Here is a 19286-nt window from a genome sequence, read left to right on the forward strand (position 1 = left end):
GCGTCTTTTCTGCCATCTCCGGAGCCAAGCATGAGCGCTGATATCCGCGCTGCGGTCGAAGCCGTATTGCGTCAGTACACCGACCCCCATCTCGACCAGGATCCGCTCAGCGCCGGCTGCGTGCGCGCCCTCGACGTGCAGGACGGCCAGGTCAGCGTGCAGCTCGAACTGGGTTACGCTGCGGCGCAATTCAAGCAAGGCTGGGCGCAGATGCTGCAGCTGGCCATCGAGAATCTAGAAGGCGTGCGCAGTGCCCGTGTCGAGGTCAACTGTGTGATCGCCGCTCACAAGGCGCAGGCCCAGGTGCCGGCGCTGGCCAACGTCAAGAACGTGATCGCCGTGGCCTCCGGCAAGGGTGGCGTGGGCAAGTCCACCACCGCGGCCAACCTGGCTCTGGCACTGGCCCGTGAGGGCGCGCGGGTGGGCATTCTCGACGCCGATATCTACGGCCCCAGCCAGGGCATCATGTTCGGTATCGCGGAAGGCACGCGCCCGCAGGTGCGCGAGCAGAAGTGGTTCGTGCCGCTGGAAGCCCATGGCGTACAGGTGATGTCGATGGCCTTCCTGACCGACGACAATACCCCGGTGGTATGGCGCGGCCCGATGGTTTCCGGAGCGCTGATCCAGTTGGTCACCCAGACGGCCTGGAATGATCTCGATTACCTGATCATCGACATGCCGCCGGGCACCGGTGACATTCACCTGACCCTGGCCCAGAAGGTGCCGGTGGCGGGCGCGGTGATCGTCACCACGCCGCAGGATCTGGCACTGCTGGATGCCAAGAAGGGCGTGGAGATGTTCCGCAAGGTGAACATCCCGGTGCTCGGTGTGGTGGAAAACATGGCCGTGCACATCTGCTCGAACTGCGGCCATGCCGAGCACCTGTTCGGCGAAGGCGGCGGCGAGAAACTGGCGGCGCAATTCGGTGTCGATCTGCTGGCCTCGATGCCCTTGTCGATGGCCATCCGCCTGCAGGCCGATGGCGGCAAGCCGACCGCCATAGCCGACACGGAAAGCCAGATCGCCATGCTCTACCAGCAGATCGCCCGCATGGTCGGGGCGCGTATCGCCACCAGCGCCAGCAGCGCGCAGGGCATGCCAAACATCGTCATTGCCGACGACTGATCGCCAGCGCAGGCGCGCCACGATGCGCCTGCTGCATGAACTGCAGATATAAAAAAACCCCGCCTAGGCGGGGTTTTTTTGCAGAAAGTGCAGGTTAGATAACCTGAACTTCCTCAGCTTGCATGCCTTTCTGACCACGGGTGGCCACGAAGGAAACTTGCTGGCCTTCTTTCAGGCTCTTGAAACCATCGCTCTGGATAGCTTTGAAGTGTACGAACAGGTCGTCACCGGATTGCGGGGTGATGAAACCGTAGCCTTTTTCATCGTTGAACCACTTAACGGTGCCAGTCTGACGATTGGACATGTGATGTCTCCTAAGAACTAAATAATTAACAGCCCTGGATAGAACCAGGCCGGGACTGAGTGCAACGAGTACTAGGAGTCGGACGATGTTTGGATCGAAATCTAGGCATCATGTAGCGATTCGCGGTGACACATGCAGCACAGTGGGATCACCATACCCGCTTTTTTCGCGAAGTGCGAATGGTCTGTCAGTCTTTCTGCGATTTACTTGCATTGGCGCCTGCGCAAGGGCGTCGCCGCGGGCCGTCGACAGGCTTTGAACCCAGCCCTGCAGCCCGGTAAGATGCGTGCACTTTTCACCGTAAAGACCTTCAGGACGGCCCCGCCATGAGCATCAAATCGGACAAGTGGATTCGCCGCATGGCCCAGGAACACGGCATGATCGAGCCTTACGTCGAGCGCCAGGTGCGCGGCGCGGACGACAGCCGGGTAATCTCCTACGGGGTTTCCAGCTACGGCTACGACGTGCGCTGCGCGGACGAATTCAAGGTGTTCACCAACATCCATTCGGCCATCGTCGACCCGAAGAATTTCGACGCCAAGAGTTTCGTCGATATCAAGAGCGACGTGTGCATCATTCCACCGAACTCCTTCGCCCTGGCGCGCACCGTGGAGTTCTTCCGCATTCCTCGCGACGTGCTGACCATCTGCCTGGGCAAGAGCACCTACGCGCGCTGCGGCATCATCGTCAACGTCACGCCGCTGGAGCCGGAATGGGAAGGCCACGTGACCCTGGAGTTCTCCAACACCACCAACCTGCCGGCGAAGATCTACGCCAACGAAGGCGTGGCGCAGATGCTGTTCTTGCAGTCCGACGAAGCGTGCGAAGTGTCCTACAAGGACCGCGGCGGCAAGTATCAGGGCCAGACTGGCGTCACTCTGCCAAAGGCCTGATGGTCGCTGCAGCGTGAAAGGAACCGGGCCCGGCCCGGTTTTTTTATGCCTGTTTTTTGCCTGAAAAGCGCACCGGTGCTGGACGCGGCGGCAAATCGCGGGCAAAAAAATGGGCGCCTCATGCGCCCGGAGAAATCAATCGATGCATAATTTCTGAGTGGTCATGGCAGGTGAAGTTCCCCGATATTTATAGGGCGAACTGTTTACCGACGACAGGTCTACATCTCTATCAGGGCACGCGCAGGCGTGCCACCACCTGCTGGAGACTCGCCATGAGCCAATGGATCATTACCTACAGCCGAGACGAAGCCGCCGAAGTCCTCAAGGTGAAAGCCAAGGAAAAGCCCAGCCTGGAACAGGCGGTCGCCTGGGTGCTCGAATGGGCACAAGAGAATCTCGAAGCTCTTGAGCCCAAGGAGCAACCCCACGAGGAGCAGACGCCGGCGGTGCGCCTGGAAGAGCGCTACGGCATCACCATCACCGGTATCGCCAAGGACTGATTTTTTACCTCCTCACGCCCGGGCGCGCTGCGGGTCGGCCGGCGCCGCAGCGCTACGCCGTTGCAGCGGTTCGACCTTACGCTGCTTTTCATGCAGGAAGCTCAACACCGCGTGGCGATAGGCGTTGTAGCGCGGATCATCGGCCAGGGCGATGCGGTCGCGGGGCCGCGGCAGGTCGATGGTCAGAATCTCGCCGATGGTCGCCGACGGGCCGTTGGTCATCATCACGATGCGGTCGGAGAGCAGTACGGCTTCGTCGACATCGTGGGTGATCATCATCACCGTATTGTGCAGCTCGCTCTGGATGCGCATCACTTCGTCCTGCAAATGCGCGCGGGTCAGGGCGTCCAGCGCACCGAAGGGCTCGTCGAGCAGCAGCACCTTGGGTTCCATGGCCAGCGCGCGGGCAATGCCGACGCGCTGCTTCATGCCCCCGGAAATCTCGTTGGGTCGCTTGTGCAGTGCGTGGCCCATGCTCACCAGCTCCAGATGATGCAGCGTCCAGTCACGGCGTTCGGCTCTGCTCTTGGTGCGCTTGAACACCTTGTCGACGGCCAGGGCGACGTTTTCCTGCACGGTCAGCCAGGGCAGCAGCGAGTGGTTCTGGAACACCAGGCTGCGATCCGGGCCAGGGCCACGTACCTCACGACCATCGAGAATCACCGCACCGCTGCTGGAATCGGTCAGGCCGGCGACGATGTTGAGCACCGTCGACTTGCCGCAGCCCGAGTGGCCGATGATGGAGATGTATTCTCCGCGCGCGACGTTGAGGTTGATCTGGTTCAGCACGTGGGAGGTGACGCCGTCACGCTCGAAGTACTTTTCCACATGCTCGATGCTCAGGTAGTGCTTGCTCATGTCTGTCTCCTCAGGCCGATGTGCCGCGGGTGATGCGATTGCCGACGAACAGCACCAGGCGGTCGAGCACGAAGCCGACCACGCCGACGTAGATCAGGGCGAGAATGATGTCGCTGATGCGCGAGGCGTTCCACGCATCCCAGATGAAGAAGCCGATACCCACGCCGCCGATCAGCATCTCGGCGGCGATGATCGCCAGCCACGACAGGCCCACACCAATGCGCAGCCCGGAGAAGATGTACGGCGCGGCGGCTGGCAGCATGATCTTGTGGAAGTACTCCACGCCGTTGAGGCGCAGCACCTTGGCGACGTTGCGGTAGTCCTCGGGAATGTTGCGGATGCCCACCGAGGTGTTGATGATGATCGGCCAGATGGCGGTGATGAAGATCACGAACAGCGCCGAAGGGTGGCTGTCCTTGAAGCCGGCCAGCGACAGTGGCAGCCAGGCCAGTGGCGGCACGGTACGCAGGATCTGGAACAGCGGGTCGAGGCCGCGCATCGCCCAGGTCGACTGGCCGACCAGTACGCCGAGGGCTACGCCGACCACTACAGCCAGGGCATAGCCGTAAGCTACGCGCTCCAGGCTGGCGAGCAGTTGCCAGGCCATGCCGACATCGGTGCCGCCGTTGTCGTAGAACGGATTGACGATCAGCTCCCAGGTGTCTTCGATGACCTGGCTCGGCGGCGGCAGGGCGGCATTGGCGCCGCTGCACAAGAGTTGCCAGATGAGCATCAGTGCAGCGGTGATCACCAGCGGCGGCAGCACCGACTGCATCAGGGTTTTCGACAGACGTTTGAGCCAACTGGGGGCGACGACGCCGGCCGGCAGGGCCAGGGATTTGACGGGCGCATTCATGGCGTTTCTCCGGTTAGGCCTTGAGAGTCAGGCTGTCGAGATAGGCTTGCGGGTTTTGTGGGTCGAAGGTCTTGCCGTCGAAGAAGGTCTCGACGCCGCGGGATTTGCCTTGAGGAATCTGCTCGGCGGGCACGCCCAGCTCGGCCGCCGCCTGACGCCAGATGTCCTCGCGGTTGACCTGGTCTATCAGCGCCTGGCTGTCGAAATCCTTCGGCAGGTAGCCCCAACGCTTGTTTTCGGTGAGGAACCACAGGTCGTGGCTCTGGAACGGATAGGAGGCGAACTCGCTCCAGAAGCGCATCAGATGCGGGCTGTTTTCCACCACGCGGCCGTTGCCGTAATCGAAGTTGCCCTGCAGGCGCGCCAGCAGGTCCTTGGCAGGCGCGCCGATCCAGCGACGCTTGGCGCAGATTTCCGCGACTTGTTCCTTGTTCGCCGCCGCTTCGCAGAACATCTGCGCCTCCATCACCGCCTTGAGCAGGGCGCGGGTCGCGTTGGGGTTGGCGTTCACGTAGTCGGCGCGCAGCGACAGGGCCTTTTCCGGGTGGTTGGCCCACAGCTCGCCGGTGGTCACCGCGCTGTAGCCGATGTTCTGATTGATCAACTGGGCGTTCCATGGCTCGCCGACGCAGAAGGCGTCCATGCTGCCGACCTTCATGTTGGCGACCATCTGCGGTGGCGGGATGACCACGGTCGGCAAATCCTTGTTCGGCTCGATGCCGCCGGCGGCCAGCCAATAGCGCAGCCACAGGTCGTGGGTGCCGCCGGGGAAGGTCATCGCCGCGGCGATCTTCTGGCCCTTGGCCTGCTTGGCGGCGATCGCCTGTTTGAAGGCGCTGCCGTCGGTACCGAGTTTGAGGTCCTGGTATTCCTTGCTGATCGAGATGCCCTGTCCGTTGAGGTTCAGGCGCGCCAGCAGGACCATCGGCAGCGGCGTATTGTTGGTGGTGATCTTGCCGGCGGCCATCAGGTAAGGCATTGGCGTGAGGATGTGAGCGCCATCGATGCCGCCACTGCCGGCACCGAGTACCAGGTTGTCGCGGGTGGTGCCCCAGGAAGATTGCTTGAGCAGCTCGACGTCGGTCATGCCGTGCTTGGCGAGCAGCCCGAGCTCCTCGGCGACGAACAGCGGTGCGGCATCGGTGAGCGCGATGAAGCCGAGCTTGGCCTTGGTGGTTTCCAGGCCATCGGTTCCCGCCGCCCAGACCGCGCTGCTCAGGCCCGCCGGCAGCATGCTCATCAAGGCGCCGCCGCCGAGCAGCCCCATGGACTGCTTGAGGAAGGTGCGGCGTGGCAGGCCGGTTTTTTCGTCGGCGGCGCGTGGCGTGTCGTCCATCTCGTTCTCCCCAAAAAGCACGCATAAAAAAACGGCGTCACACTTATGGCAGCGCTGGGCTGCATCGAGTGTGGACGCCGTTGTCCAGGAATTCGGATTGTGGAGGGGCAGAGCCTGCCCTCTCGCTTGGGATATAGCAGGTTGCATGCCAGCAGCGCCGGCGCCACGCCTTGCCGGCTTGCAATCGGCTCGCAGAGGTGGCGTTCGCGGAGTTAACTGGTTGAGTGGGAAGGCTTTTCAGTCGGTGCTGAGGCGCTTTGGCGAGCTGGCGTTTGAGGGGGCTGACTTGCGGTGCCGCACAGCTGCGGGGCGTCGGTCACCTGCGGTGCGCGGCACAGGTGCATGGGAGGGTGACCCTTAGCCTGCGGTTGAGCGAAGCGATACCCAGGATGGATTCCGAATTGGCGCTGGCTTTGTGGCGCAAACCCCTTCCCGGGCATCGCTACGCTCAGCGCCGGGCTACCAGGGCGCAGCGTATGCCCCACGGGCTACGGTTAAACGGGGCGTTACGCGGAGCCTGTTCAGATGCGCTTGCCCTTGTCGCTACGCGGCTTTTCCTGGGCCTTGCGCGCCGCAAAACTGAGCAAGCTCTGGGCGACGTCGACCAGGCGCATGCTGCGCTCCATGGCCGATTGACGCAGGCGGGCGTAGGCTGCGTCTTCGCTCAAGCCGTAGTCGGTCATCAGCAGCTTCTTGGCGCGCTCGATCAGCTTGCGTTCGTTGAGGGTTTCGCGAGTTTCCTGCAGTTCGTCGCTGACCTGCTGCAGGCGCTGATTCTGCTCGTGCAACAGATCCAGTACCGAGCGGGCCAGGTGATTGCCCACCGCGTCCTGGGGCGCGGTGTCGAGGGTGCTGCTGTGCACGCTGAACAGCAGCGCCTGGTCGCTGCCGGCATCCATCTGCGCCACGCGGCCGAGCAGGGCGCGATGGTTGTCCAGGTCGGCATGGGCTTCGGCGATGCTGCGGCGGCAGCGTTCGAGCAGGCACTGGGTCAGGTGGCTTTCCACCTGTTTCATGGCGTCGATGCGCCTGGTGTTGAGGTCGAACCACAGCTCGCACAAACCCGGATCCACCTGGGCGATGGCCGAGGTGCGCTTGGCGACCCCGCGCAGGCTGATCACCTGGGCAACCGTGTCGGTGTCGAGAATCTGCTGCCACAGGGCATTGGCCTCGGCGTCGGCGAATTCGCCGAAGATGTCGAAGCAGCGCTCCTGGCCTTCCTGCAGGTGCAGCAGGCGGGCCTGCAATTCATCGTCGAAATGCCCACGGGAAAACCCTTCGACGCCGGCTGCGCGTTCCTGGCCGGCGAGTTCCTTGCCCTGCATGAAGTTGAACAGCGCCACCAGCACGCGGGTGATGCCGGGGTCGGCAGCGGTGTCGGCCGCCTCGAAAACCACCGCCAGCAGCCCACCGATCAGGCGGGTGAAGGCCTGGGTCGCCTGCCTTGGGGACAACTGCCGCTCGCGGATGCGCCGACGCAGCCCGGGCAACTCTTCGAGGCCATGGAGCACGTAGGCGATGCGGTTGAACAGTCGGGCGCGGTCGGCGGCATTGGCCTGGGCGGTGTCCATGGATAGAAAACAATCGTGCACCTCGCGCTCTACGGCGGCAGAGCCTGCACTGTGCGCATCAAGTTGGTGCAGGTAGTGATCCGTCCGGTTGCCCAAGTAGACGTTCGAGTAGCCGCGCTCCTTCTGCAACTGGTGCACCAGTTGGCTGATCCGGGTGACCAGCTCGCAGGTGACGGACAGGCTCTCCAGGCCGTGCAGCTCGCAGCGGCGGGCGGCCAGCATGAAACGCAGGGTGGGGGGCATCTTGTGATCAGGCATGGGAACGTCTTGTTGGTCGCAGTGTTGAACCACAACGGTGCAAATAACAGTCCAGTTCTGGCGCGGTGCAGCCAGGCGGGCAGGCAGCGATGCACTACAACGGGCCCCAGGGCGCCCCGAGGATGCAGCCGTGCTTATCGCTGTATTGATTTCAGGCGCTGTGCACCTGCAATTGTTCGGCGGCCAGGATGGTGGCGGCGCCGACTACGTCGCCGATCACCAGGATGGCCGGGCTTTTCAGCTCGAAGGCCTGGGCGTCGTTGGCCATCGCCAGCAAAGTGCTGCGGCATTCGCGCTGATCGGGCAGCGAAGCGTTTTCGATCATCGCCACGGCGGTGTGCGCGGCCATGCCGGCATCCAACAGGTGCTGGCGGGTGTCGGCCAGGGTGGCGATGCCCATGTACACCACCAATGTCGTACCACTGTGGGCCAGCGCCTGCCAATTGGGCGAGCTGCCGTCCTGAGTGTGGGCGGTGACCAGCGTCACCCCGCGGGCCACGCCGCGCAGGGGCAGGGAGATACCGCAACGCGTCGCTGCGGCGAGACCGGAGGTAATGCCATTGACGATCTCGCACTGCACGCCGCGCGCGGCCAGCCAATCGGCCTCTTCGCCGCCACGGCCGAAGATGCACGGGTCGCCGCCCTTGAGGCGTGCCACCACCTTGCCCTGGCGGGCATAGCGCAGCATCAGGCGGTGGATGAAGGCCTGTGGCGTCGAGCGGCAGCCGCCGCGCTTGCCGACGCGAATCACCCGGGCGCCCGGGCAGTGCTCCAGGACCTGCGGATTGACCAGGTCGTCGATCAGCACCACGTCGGCCAGACCGAGGGCGCGCACCGCCTTGAGGGTGAGCAGTTCCGGGTCGCCGGGGCCGGCGCCGATCAGCCATACGCTTGGGTTCATGACGGTAATCCTCATGGTTCGGGTCGACCTGATCTGCGTCAGGCTTCGAGGGTCTGTAGCGCCAGCAGGCGTTTGATTTCCGGGACGCAGGAGCCGCACTGGGTGCCGCAGCCAAGATTCTGTTTCAGTGCGTTGAGGTCGCAGCCGCGTTCGATGCCTTCGCGGATGGCTGCCTCGCTGACGTTCATGCAGGTGCACAGGGTTTTGCCGGTGCGGGTCGTGGTCTGCCCGGGCGGCGACTCCAGCGGTGCCAGCAGCCAGCGCCGCAGGGCGCGGCCGGTGTCATCGTCCAGCGAGGTCTGGTTCTGCCACAGTTCACGCAGCCAGTTGCGCGCGCGGGTTTCGCCGCTCAGGCAATAGCCGGTCAGGCGGCCTTCTTCGAGGCGTACCCGTTTGTGAATGGGCATGCAGCCCCTTTCATCGCGTGGGTCGTCGTAGCGTATCACCGGGCCATCGCTCAGGCCCAGGCACTCGTGCAACTGGTCGAGCAGGTCCGCCGCGGGAGCCTGATGATGGGCGGCGCGCAACACCAGCGCCGGCGTCTCGCGGCCGACCAGGCCGAAGCTGGCATGGGCGAAGCTTTCGCACAGCGGGCGCAGGGCCTCCAGGCGCTGCTGTACGTCACCTTCGATCAGCGCCTCGAGGGTCCAGGGCAGGTCAATGGCCTGGACCTCGATGCCGGCGTGCTTGAGCTCCGGTTGTTTGGATAGCGCATCGAATGCCGGCAAGGTCAGGGCGTTGATGCCCAGGCCCTTGAGAAAACGGTCGCCCCAGTGCATGGGCAGGAATGCCTGGCCTGGTTGCAGGCTGACATCGGTCTGTACGCGCACCACCAGTGCGCCGCGGCGGCTACGTGCTTCGACCAGTGCGCCGTCCTGCAACTGCCGCTGCACCATATCCTGGGGATGCAGGCCCAGTAGCGGTTCCTCGACATGGGCGAACAGTCGCGCAGCAGTACCGGTGCGGCTCATGCCGTGCCATTGATCGCGCAGGCGCCCGGTATTGAGCGTCAGCGGATAGCGCGCATCGCGTCGCTCCCTGGGCGGTTGATAGGCCTCGGCGATAAAGCGTGCCCGGCCGCTGGCGCTCGGGAAACGGCCATCGCCGTAGAGGCGCGGCGTACCGGATTCGGCGCCCTGGGGAAACGGCCATTGCTGCGGGCCACGGGCTTCCAGCAGGCCATAGCCGAGCCCGCTGAGGTCCAGGTCGCGCCGGCGGGTGAGCACCTTGTATTCCTCGAACAATTGCTCGGCGGTGTGGAAGGCGAAGTGGCCGGGCGCCACGCCAGGCAGCCTGGCTTCCAGGCGCCCGGCGAAGTCGCAGGTGATCGACCAATCCGCCCGCGCTTCGCCAGGTGCCGGCACGGCACGGCGCACGCGGCTGATGCGGCGCTCGGAGTTGGTCACCGTGCCTTCCTTCTCGCCCCAGCTGGCAGCGGGCAGCAGCAGGTCGGCGAAGCGGCAGGTTTCGGTGGTAGCGAAGGCCTCCTGCACCACCACGAATGGGCAATCGCGCAGGGCCTGATGAATCTTGTGCTGGTCGGGCATCGACTGGGCCGGGTTGGTGCAGGCGATCCACAGCGCCTTGATCCTGCCGCTGCCGACGGCCTCGAACAGCTCGATGGCGCTGAGCCCCGGCGCTTCCGGCAACTGGTCGACGCCCCAGTAGGCGGCGACCTCGGCGCGGTGCTCGGGGTTGGCGACCTCGCGATGGCCGGGCAGCAGGTTGGACAGGCTGCCGGTCTCTCGCCCGCCCATGGCATTGGGTTGGCCGGTCAGCGAGAAGGGGCCGCTGCCAGCCTTGCCGATCTGCCCGGTGGCCAGATGCAGGTTGGTGATCGCGGCGTTCTTCGCGGTGCCGGCAGTGGATTGGTTGACGCCCATGCACCACAACGACAGAAAGCGCGGCGAGCGGCCGATCCAGTCGGCGCAGCGGCGCAGTTGCGCCTCGCTGATCGCGCACAGTTCGGTGACGCGCGCGGGTTCGTATTCGGCAACCAGGCTTTGCAGCGCGTCGAAGCCTTCGGTATGCGCTTCGATGAAGGTGTGGTTGATCCGCCCCTGTTCCAGCAGCAGGTGCAACACGCCGTGCAGCAGCGCCACATCGCTACCAGGGGCGATGGCCAGGTGCAGGTCTGCCAGCTCGCAGGTGTCGGTGCGCCGCGGGTCGACGACGATGACCTTCATCTGCGGATTGCCGGCCTTGGCGGCTTCCAGGCGACGAAACAGGATCGGGTGGGCATAGGCCATGTTGCTGCCGATGATCAGCAGGGTGTCGGCTTCTTCGATGTCTTCGTAGGAGCAGGGCGGCGCGTCGGCGCCCAGGCTGCGCTTGTAGCCGACCACCGCCGAGGACATGCACAGGCGCGAGTTGCTGTCGATGTTGTTGGTACCGACCAGGGCGCGGGCCAGCTTGTTGAAGGCGTAGTAGTCCTCGGTCAGCAACTGCCCGGAAATGTAGAAGGCGACGCTGTCCGGGCCGTGCTCGCGGATGGTCTCGGCGAATCGCTCGGCGGCGTGATCCAGCGCGCTGTCCCAGTCCGTGCGAGTGCGGCCCAGGCCTTTGCCGAGGCGCAGCTCGGGGTACAAGGCGCGGGCGGCGAGGTCGCCGGTCAGGTGCAGCGAAGCGCCCTTGCTGCACAGCTTGCCGAAGTTGGCCGGGTGCGCCGGGTCGCCGGCAACGCCGAGAATGCGCTTGCCGTCGTGCTCGATCAGCACGCCGCAGCCGACACCGCAGTAGCAGCAGGTCGAGGCGGTGGTCTGTGTGGCGCGGTCGTTCATCAGGCTGCTCCCTGCAAGAGCAGCGGTTCGGCAGGCACGGTCGGTGCCTGGCCGGCCGCGGCCGCTTCGCCGAACATCAGCAGGTCGCGGATGGCGGCCACATTGCGGCCTTCGCAGATCAGTTGCAGGTACCAGGCGCTATCAGCGGTATCGCCGTACAGGCAGGCACCGACCAGCACGTCGTTCTTCAGCACCAGCTTGCGGTAGCTGCCGGTGGTCGGGTCGTCCAGGGTGATGCTCCGGGTGCCCGGGCCACCGGCGAAATCCCCGGCGGAAAACAGCTCGATGCCGGTGACCTTGAGCTTGGTGGAGGTCAGCGAGCCGAGGTAACGACGATAGCCCTGCATGGCCAGGTGGCTGGCACACACGCGAGCCTGCTCGAACAGCGGCGCCACCAGGCCGTAGGCGACGCCCCGGTGGCTGACGCATTCGCCCACTGCGTAGACGCGTGGGTCGAAGCTCTGCAGGGTGTCGTCGACCAGGATGCCGCGTGCGCAGGGCAGGCCGGCGCGCTGGGCCAGTTCGATATTGGGACGAATGCCGGCGGCCATCACCACCAGGTCGGCCGGCAGGCTCTCACCGTCGCTGAAGCGCACGGCGCTGACCCGGCCGGCAGCATTGCCGATGAGTTCGCTGGTCTGCTTGCCAAGGGCGAAGTGCAGGCCGCGGTGTTCCAGCGCAGCCTGCAGCAGGCGCCCGGCGCGCTCGTCGAGTTGGCGCTCCAGCAGGGTCGCGCCGTTATGCACCACGCTGACCTCCATGCCACGCAGCTTGAGGCCGTGGGCCGCTTCCAGGCCCAGCAGGCCGCCGCCGATCACCACCGCTCGGCGGTGCCGGCTGGCGCTGTCGAGCATAAGGCGGGTGTCGGCGATGTCGCGGTAGCCGATTACGCCGTCCAGCGTGTTGCCGGGGATCGGCAGCATGAACGGCCGCGAGCCGGTGGCGATCAGCAGGCGGTCGTACGCGGCGCGGCTGCCGTCATCAGCGATCACCTGGCGGCGGACGCGGTCGATCTCCAGCACCTTGCGACCCAGGCGCAGCTCGATGCCGTGGTCGGCGTACCAGGCGAGGTCGTTGAGCACGATGTCGTCGAAGGTCTGCTCACCGGCCAGTACCGGCGAGAGCAGGATGCGGTTGTAGTTGGGGTGCGGCTCGGCGCCGAACACGGTGATGTCGTAGAGATCGGGGGCGATCTTCAGCAGCTCTTCGAGCGTGCGCACGCCGGCCATACCGTTGCCGATCATCACCAGTTTCAAGCGTTTCATCCGCGACCTCCGTTGAGCTGACCCGGGCCAACGTGGGGCCGAAAAAAAGGCGTCCTGCACCGTGAGTGCAAGGACGCCTTTGTCCGGTCCCGATTCGCTTCGGGGCGTGTACCGATGGCCGGCACGCGCTATGTCTGGAAGGTCAAGAGCAGAGACTGTGCCAACTCGTCAGAGCCCGCCGGAACGGGCCATTCGTGAAGCGCTGCTCTAATCGAAGCAGCACCTGCTGACTTTTATTGGTGCGCGGCGCACCGCTGCTGTGCGTCAGGGCGTCAGCAGCAGGCGTTTGCTGCCGTAGGTCTTCTCCAGGTTCTGCTGCAGCATCGGGAAGCTCACGTACTGGGCGCGACGCCAGGCGTCGATGCCGTCGGCATAGTGCGGGCTGGCCGGGTTGCCCGACTGCCCGGTGCTGTTGAGGCCGATCATCGGCTCCTCGCGGCCGAAGTCGACGATCATGCGCATGCTGGGGATCAGCCAGGTATCGAAATCCTGGCCCCAGTTGTAGGCCGAGACGTTTAGGGTGCTGTGGTCGCCACCGGCGGGGTAGGGGCCGCGGTCCAGATAGCCCTTGAGCGAGGCGATGCTGGCGCGCTGGCCGGCGCTCAGGTACGGCGCCATCTGCGTGGTGACGCTGCGCCACTCGTAGGTGTGTAGCTTGCCCCACTGCCAGGCGCTGCCGTCGGCGCCCAGACGCTGTTCGAGCAGCTCGATGCTGGCCGCCAGGCTGCGCGCCAGGATCGCCGGTTTGTCTTCCTTCTGCGCGGTACGCACGTCATCCCAGAACGGGCTGTCGTCGCGGCCGAGCAGGTGGTCGGCCTGGGCCGAGTAGGACAGGTTGGCGGTGCCCACCAGCGCCTGCCAGGCCGGCGAGGTTTCCGGGCCCAGTTCGTCGAGGAAGATTTCCCGGGCGCTCTGCTGCAGGAAGGCGCCATAGATGGCGGCATCGGCCGAGGTAGCCGAGAGCTTGCCGTCGAAGGCCATCAGCCGGCTAAAGGCTTCGCGGGCCTTGCCGCGCTGTGGCTCGGGCAGGCGGTCGATGGCCTGGCGCAGCGGGCCGGCCATGTGCGGGGCTTCGAACATGCCCTGCAGCTTGGCCACGAAAGGCGAGGTCTGGTCGTACTGCATGGCGATCATGCTTTGCGTGTCATGACGGCCGCTGCCGGCCAGTTGGGCGATGCGCTCATAGCGCTCCGGCCCGTACCAGGAATTGGACAGCTGCATGCCGTAGCCGCGCGGCACGCTGCGCTGGTTGGCGCTACCAAGCCAACCCTGCTGCGGGTCCTGATCGTAAGGGTGGAGCATCGGGTCGGCGAAACCGTCCCATTCGTAGCGGCTGTCCCAACCCGGCGAGGGCACCAGGCCCTGACCTTCGCGGCGGTTGGGGAAGCGCCCGGTGACCTGCCAGCCGATATGTTCGGCATCGGCGAATACCAGGTTCAGCGGCATGGCGCGGATTTCCCGGGTCGCCTCGAAGGCCTGCTCGACCGACTGGGCGCGGGACAGATCGAAGAAGGCGTCCAGGCTGGCGTCGTTCTCGAACTGCGCGGTCTGTAGCGCCAGGCCATAGCCGCTCTGGGTCTGCAGGGGTTGCATGGGGTGCTTACGCTCGCCCAGCACGCTGTTGAGCAGCGGGCCGTGGCGGGTCTCGTAGATAGCTTCGCGGATCGGTTTCTGGCCCTTGATGAAGAAGGTTTCCTGGCGCTGCACGGCTGGCTGCCACTTGCCATCAGCCAGATACAGTAGGCGGTTGCCTTCGCGCTTGACCTGCTCGAGGAACAGGTCCTGGTTGTCGGCCATGACCATGGTCATGCCCCAGGCGAGCTTGCCGTTGAAGCCGGCGACCACCGCGGGAATGCCCGCGACCGTGACACCCGAGGCCTGGAATTTCGGCGCGCGGATCTGCACGAAGCTCCATACCGAAGGCAGCTCGATCGGCAGATGCATGTCGTTGGCCAAGAGGCTCTTGCCGCTGCGGCTGCGCGACGGGCCGATGGCCCAGTTGTTCGAGGCGGCCACGCCGAGCATGTGCTGTTCGGACACCTGCGCCGCGGCGCTCTTCACCGCCTGCAGGCCGGGGATGCTGCCGCCCAGGTTCAGGCCCTTGAGCTTGTCGGCCTCCTCGAACGGCAGCGGCTCGTCCGGGTAGGTGGGCAGCAGCCAGGCGAGTTTGTCGGCGCCGACCTTCTGGGTCAGGCTCAGAGCGGCGATTTCTTCCTGCAGGTTCACCGACAGACCGAAGTTGAGCAGGCAGAACACCAGCACCGAGTCTTCCGGCTTCCAGTACGGCGGGCGATAGCCGGCTTCGGCCAAATCCATCGGCAGCTTGTCGCGATAGCGGAACAGGTAGGCGTTGACGCCGCGGGCGTAGACCTCGAAAAACGCCTTCATGCGTGGCGAGGCATTCTTGTAGAGCACCTCGGCGCTCTTCTTGAGGTTCACCGCGCGCATGAACCGGTCCATTTCCAGGGCGCCGGGGCCGGTCATCTCCGCCAGGCGACCCTCGGCCATCAGGCGCAGGCTGACCATCTGGCTGAGGCGATCGCTGGCATGCACGTAGCCCAGGGTGAACAGGGCGTCGTGGAAGGTGTGGGTCTCGATCAGTGGCATGCCGAGCGGGTTGCGGCGCACCGATGCGGTCTGCGCCAGGCCCTGAACGCGAAAGGAGCCCTGATCCGGCGCCACGCTGCTGCGGTAACGGCTGTCGAGCAGGGATTGGCAACCACTCAGCGCGACCATACCGGTGACGAGGCCGGCCAGGCTCAGGGTGGCGAGAGGGCGGAAAGCGCGCGGCAACATGCGGCGGACTCCTGAAGGATAGAGAAGGTAGTGGGCGGGCGCCCGGGCGCGAAGGCGCTAAAGGTAGAGAGCCCCATGGCGCCTGGCAAGTGGCGCGAGAGGCGATGCGACGTGGGGTTATGGCCGGGCGGCCAGTCCTATGTCGAGCAGCCAGCGTGCCGCCTCGTGAGCCTGCTGCTGGTGGGCCTCGGTCAGCTCGGCGAAGCGCGCCTCGTGCTGGCGGCGTTCGGCGCGGCTCAGGGCCTGCCAGTCGGCGTGGGTCGGCACATGGGACGTGGTGTCGTATAGCTGTTGGAACACCTGAGCCTGCGGCGCGAGGGTGAGCGCGCTGTCGTAGTTATCGAGCAGCACCTTGATGCGGATGGCGCCTTCGATCAGTGGCAGCTGGCCGTCGAACAGGGAGCTCGCCAACACCCGCAGATCGTCATGCAGGCGCTGGCGTCGCGCGCGGTGCACCTCGACCAGCTGACGCTGCTTGGCCCAGACCTGGCGCCAGAGGTGAGCCGCGTAGAAGGCGAGTGTACCGACGATCAGTACCGCAAGCAGAATCAGGAGGCGATCAGGCCCCATGGCACTTCTTGAATTTCTTCTCGCTGCCGCATGGGCAAGGATCATTGCGGCCAACGTCCTTCAGGGAATTGCGCACCGGCTCCTGAGGCGCGTGGTTGCAGTGAGGGCCGTGCACGTGGCCGTGGTGGCCATGATCATGGTCGTGATCGTGGTTGCAGTCAGGGCCATGGACGTGGGGTTGCTGGGTCATGCGGGTCACTCCGGAAGATAATCGCCGGGAATTATCTCGCCATTGCGCGCCATGTGCACGCGGCGGCCGAAGAATAATCCGGTTTTTACCTGGCCTTGCAGGCGGTAGCGAATCGGCTCATCGGGGTTCTCCAGCAGCTTGACCACTTGGCGTACGTGGCGCCACAGGTTGGTGCGCACTGGCACGTCGAACTCCAGATGACCATTGGCCGGTACGGTGAACCAGACCTCTGATTCGCCATCGGCGAGCAGCACGTCGTTCAGGTGCACCACGTATTCGAGGCCACGTACCGGAAGGCTGACGTCATTGGGATTGTCGATGCGAAAGCGCAGCATGAAGCGCTGTTCGAGCAGCTTGGCCTTGACCACATTGACGTCGACGAGGCGTACGTCCGGATCCTTGAAGCTGTCCGAGAACCAGGTCGAGCAGCCGCTGAGTGCCGCGCCCATACCCAGGAATACCATTAGGCTAAGAATTCTTATCATTTGCGCCCGAGAAAACATTTCATACTCCGTTCGAGGCCTCAGTGTAACAAGAGACGGCGTTACTGCCCTAGTGCTGTCGCGCGTGATTGGCCGTGAGGAAATTGCCGACTGTCACTCGTGTGTGCGCAAAAAGCTGCGTCATACTGGCCTGCATGCATTTAGGTTTTATTGCCGTGGCCGAAATGGCGCGGCGAGCCGACAAGAAGGAAGGGATGATGGCGCGATACGAAATCGCATTTTCCGGTGAACTGGTGCCCGGCGCTCAGCTGGAAGCGGTTCAGGCTAACTTGGCAAAGCTGTTCCAGGCCGACGCCCAGCGAATCGCCCAACTGTTTTCCGGGCGCCGCGTGGTGATCAAAAACAATCTGGACGAAGCCTCCGCGGAAAAGTACCGCAGCACGCTGGAGCGTGCTGGCGCTCGGGTCGAGGTGGTCGATACCGAAGCGCAGGTCATCGAGGAAATCGAGCTGGCGCCGCCACCGCCGGCTGCTCCGGTCAGCCAGACCTCGGTGCAACCCACTGGCCGCCTGGTCGTCGCGCCGCGGGATGAGTACATGGCCGCGTTTGCGGACGTGGACGCACCGGATTTCGGTGTGGCGGCACTGGGCGCCGATCTGCAGGATGGCAAGGCCGAGGTGGCAGCGCCGAATCTGGATCTCTCCGCATTCAGCCTGGCGCCGGTAGGCAGCGACATGGGCCAGGCCAAGGCGGCACAGGCCGCGCCTGCGCCGGATACCTCGCACCTCAAGCTACTGTGAGATCCGCCGCTACAGATAGGTCGCGCAGCACTTCTTGAATTTCTGGCCGCTGGCGCAGGGGCATGGATCGTTGCGACCCGCCTGCAAACCCACGGTCGGGTCGATGAAATACCAGCGGCCGCCGTTCTGCACGAAGGCCGAGCGTTCGCGATGGCTGTGCTCGCCATCGGCATCGTGCCAGCGTGCCACGAAGGTCACTCGCGCATGTTCGGGCTGGCCGCCGAGCAATTCCGAGTGCTCAACCTCCAGGCCCAGCCAGGTGCTCTGCAGGCTCCAGGCGCGAATGCCGTCCACGTCCAGCTTTGCCTGTTGCGCCGGCAGCGAGGTCGCCACCAGATAATCCACATTGCCCAGCACGTAGGCGCTGTAACGAGAGCGCATCAGGCTTTGCGCACAAGGCGCAGCGGCGCCCTCGTGATAACGCCCGCAGCAATCGGCGAGCGAGTCGCCGCTACCGCACGGGCAGCCGCTTGAAGTCGCGTCGGGTTTCATGCTTACCACCAGTACTTGCCAAAATTCTCCGGGTTGGCCCAAAACTTGGCGTTCAGCCAGTCGGGCGCCTGTTTGTATTCAAGCAGGTCATAGGTGAACAGACTCAGGACCTGCTCGTCGCGTGCGAAGCGTTCACTGACCTGCAGCGCCAGCGCGTAGAAGTCGGTGTCCTGCCAGCGGCAGGCCGATAGGTCGACCAGCACCGCCATGCGGCTGGCATTGAGGTTGCGGATACCACCGAGCAATTGCAGGCCGTCCCGGCGCGGCAGGTGTTCCAGGCAGTCCACTACTACCGCTAGGTCGAAACGCTGGCTTGCCAGGTCACTATCAAGATTGCCGGGGACTGCGTGAGCGACAAAAGTGTGCGGATGCGCCTGCTGAAAAGCATTTATTGCGGGTTGTTCGCTGGCACTCACCAAAAGCAGCCTGGCGGGCGCATAGCGTTGTAGTAGAGCGGCCAACGATTGTTGGGGGGTACGGGGGGATGTGATCTGAATCATCAGAAACCTCGAAGCGATCACGACAGACTACCGCGCATGCTCACATTCAACTAGAACTGTTCGGCCGACAGTGATGTCGTAGTGCTGTCTGGCAGATTTAAAAGCGGGCGTCTTTAATCCAGAGTGTCGGTTTTTGCGCCGATTCCCATTAGGAGACTTGCATATGAGTATTACAAGGAAAGCGGTACCCCTGATCATTGCGTCCACCTTTCTGACGGGCTGCGCTGGCGTCCAGAAATCCGACTGGCCGACCTGTGCTGCCGTGGGCGGCGTGGGTGGCGCGGCTCTGGGTGCTATCGAAAGCTCGGCCTGGGCGGGTGGTGGTGCGGTAATTGGCGCCGGCTTCGCCGCTGCCTATTGCTGGGTTCACGGCGCTGACGATCAGCAAGTGGCAGTGGTAGAAGAAACTGTCATGGTCGAAGAAACCGTCGCTCCCGAGCCGGTTGCCGAAGCCGTACGTGTAGAGCTGGACGTCAAGTTCGATTTCGACAAGGCGCAAGTCAAGTCGGAAAGCATGGGCGACATCCAGAGCCTGGCTGATTTCATGAAGCAATACCCGCAAACCACCACAGTGGTTGAAGGCCATACCGACTCCGTTGGTACCGACGCCTACAACCAGAAACTGTCCGAGCGCCGTGCTAATGCCGTGCGTGAAGTGCTGGTCAACCAGTACGGTGTGGGCGGTACCCGCGTGAACGCAGTCGGCTACGGTGAAAGCCGTCCGGTTGCCGACAACGCTACCGAAGAAGGCCGTGCGATCAACCGTCGTGTGGAAGCGGAAGTCGAAGCCCGGCCATAAGCCTGACTCGATCTTCGTGAGCATCCTGGCCGGCCCTCGGGTCGGTCAG

General features: G+C 64.4%; 18 protein-coding genes and 1 pseudogene. 5 read left to right on the plus strand and 14 right to left on the minus strand.

Annotated features, from left to right (window positions below; genetic code table 11):
• Positions 1-30: 30 nt before the first annotated feature.
• Positions 31-1125 (plus strand): iron-sulfur cluster carrier protein ApbC, encoded by a 1095-nt coding sequence (gene apbC / locus FB481_RS02455; RefSeq protein ID WP_147174970.1) that lies wholly within the window; start codon positions 31-33, stop codon positions 1123-1125.
• A gap of 94 nt (positions 1126-1219) precedes the next feature.
• Here the strand turns inward: apbC and FB481_RS02460 are convergent, their stop codons facing one another.
• Positions 1220-1429, minus strand: coding sequence for a cold-shock protein (locus tag FB481_RS02460; protein ID WP_003245585.1), 210 nt, complete (start codon positions 1427-1429; stop codon positions 1220-1222).
• A 326-nt stretch (positions 1430-1755) separates the two neighbouring features.
• Here FB481_RS02460 and dcd point away from each other — a divergent pair, with 326 nt between their 5' ends.
• A complete protein-coding gene (gene dcd, locus FB481_RS02465) occupies positions 1756-2322 on the plus strand; it encodes a dCTP deaminase (protein ID WP_013792448.1) in 567 nt (188 codons plus the stop codon).
• A gap of 272 nt (positions 2323-2594) precedes the next feature.
• Positions 2595-2822: a hypothetical protein gene (locus FB481_RS02470; protein WP_147174971.1), complete on the plus strand. Its 228-nt coding sequence runs from the start codon at positions 2595-2597 to the stop codon at positions 2820-2822.
• Positions 2823-2834: 12 nt separating this feature from the next.
• On the opposite strand, the gene FB481_RS02475 is transcribed toward FB481_RS02470, so the two are convergent.
• The 11 genes from FB481_RS02475 to FB481_RS02525 form a co-directional block, all read right to left on the minus strand.
• Positions 2835-3680 (minus strand): ABC transporter ATP-binding protein, encoded by an 846-nt coding sequence (locus FB481_RS02475; RefSeq protein ID WP_147174972.1) that lies wholly within the window; start codon positions 3678-3680, stop codon positions 2835-2837.
• A 10-nt stretch (positions 3681-3690) separates the two neighbouring features.
• Positions 3691-4536: a nitrate ABC transporter permease gene (gene ntrB / locus FB481_RS02480; RefSeq protein WP_093503697.1), complete on the minus strand. Its 846-nt coding sequence runs from the start codon at positions 4534-4536 to the stop codon at positions 3691-3693.
• 13 nt (positions 4537-4549) lie between these two features.
• Positions 4550-5872: a CmpA/NrtA family ABC transporter substrate-binding protein gene (locus FB481_RS02485; RefSeq protein WP_147174973.1), complete on the minus strand. Its 1323-nt coding sequence runs from the start codon at positions 5870-5872 to the stop codon at positions 4550-4552.
• Positions 5873-6393: 521 nt separating this feature from the next.
• The gene (locus FB481_RS02490; protein ID WP_147174974.1) at positions 6394-7701 is read right to left on the minus strand and encodes a nitrate regulatory protein; all 1308 of its coding nucleotides are present in this window, start codon (positions 7699-7701) and stop codon (positions 6394-6396) included.
• A gap of 151 nt (positions 7702-7852) precedes the next feature.
• Positions 7853-8602 carry a uroporphyrinogen-III C-methyltransferase gene (gene cobA, locus FB481_RS02495; protein WP_147174975.1) on the minus strand — a complete coding sequence of 250 codons (750 nt, stop codon included), beginning with the start codon at positions 8600-8602 and terminating at the stop codon, positions 7853-7855.
• A 38-nt stretch (positions 8603-8640) separates the two neighbouring features.
• Positions 8641-11382 (minus strand): nitrate reductase, encoded by a 2742-nt coding sequence (locus FB481_RS02500; RefSeq protein WP_147174976.1) that lies wholly within the window; start codon positions 11380-11382, stop codon positions 8641-8643.
• Positions 11382-12647: an NAD(P)/FAD-dependent oxidoreductase gene (locus tag FB481_RS02505; RefSeq protein ID WP_147174977.1), complete on the minus strand. Its 1266-nt coding sequence runs from the start codon at positions 12645-12647 to the stop codon at positions 11382-11384. Before FB481_RS02505 ends, FB481_RS02500 begins: the two co-directional genes overlap by 1 nt.
• Before the next feature lie 264 nt (positions 12648-12911).
• Complete coding sequence (locus tag FB481_RS02510) at positions 12912-15383, minus strand: penicillin acylase family protein (RefSeq protein WP_372239525.1); 2472 nt, start codon at positions 15381-15383, stop codon at positions 12912-12914.
• Positions 15384-15560: 177 nt separating this feature from the next.
• Positions 15561-16013, minus strand: coding sequence for a DUF2489 domain-containing protein (locus FB481_RS02515; RefSeq protein WP_147174979.1), 453 nt, complete (start codon positions 16011-16013; stop codon positions 15561-15563).
• Complete coding sequence (locus tag FB481_RS02520; protein ID WP_093503680.1) at positions 16003-16203, minus strand: SEC-C metal-binding domain-containing protein; 201 nt, start codon at positions 16201-16203, stop codon at positions 16003-16005. The genes FB481_RS02515 and FB481_RS02520 overlap by 11 nt, the downstream gene beginning before the upstream one ends.
• A gap of 5 nt (positions 16204-16208) precedes the next feature.
• Positions 16209-16706 (minus strand): LEA type 2 family protein, encoded by a 498-nt coding sequence (locus FB481_RS02525; RefSeq protein ID WP_147174980.1) that lies wholly within the window; start codon positions 16704-16706, stop codon positions 16209-16211.
• Positions 16707-16903: 197 nt separating this feature from the next.
• Here FB481_RS02525 and FB481_RS02530 point away from each other — a divergent pair, with 197 nt between their 5' ends.
• Positions 16904-17446 carry a hypothetical protein gene (locus FB481_RS02530; RefSeq protein ID WP_147174981.1) on the plus strand — a complete coding sequence of 181 codons (543 nt, stop codon included), beginning with the start codon at positions 16904-16906 and terminating at the stop codon, positions 17444-17446.
• A 9-nt stretch (positions 17447-17455) separates the two neighbouring features.
• On the opposite strand, the gene FB481_RS02535 is transcribed toward FB481_RS02530, so the two are convergent.
• Together FB481_RS02535 and FB481_RS02540 are read right to left on the minus strand one after the other, a co-directional pair.
• Positions 17456-17938, minus strand: a complete 483-nt coding sequence (locus FB481_RS02535; protein WP_093503674.1) for a YchJ family protein — start codon at positions 17936-17938, stop codon at positions 17456-17458.
• Positions 17939-17940: 2 nt separating this feature from the next.
• On the minus strand, positions 17941-18438 hold the full coding sequence (locus FB481_RS02540; RefSeq protein ID WP_147174982.1) for a DUF6231 family protein: 498 nt from the start codon (positions 18436-18438) through the stop codon (positions 17941-17943).
• A 442-nt stretch (positions 18439-18880) separates the two neighbouring features.
• Between FB481_RS02540 and FB481_RS23295 the strand changes: the two are divergent.
• Positions 18881-19237, plus strand: a pseudogene (locus FB481_RS23295) (OmpA family protein); the annotation flags it as partial.
• Between the last annotated feature and the right edge of the window lie 49 nt (positions 19238-19286).

Source organism: Pseudomonas sp. AG1028, assembly GCF_007993955.1.
In the GTDB taxonomy this organism is placed as follows: Bacteria; Pseudomonadota; Gammaproteobacteria; order Pseudomonadales; family Pseudomonadaceae; genus Aquipseudomonas; species Aquipseudomonas straminea.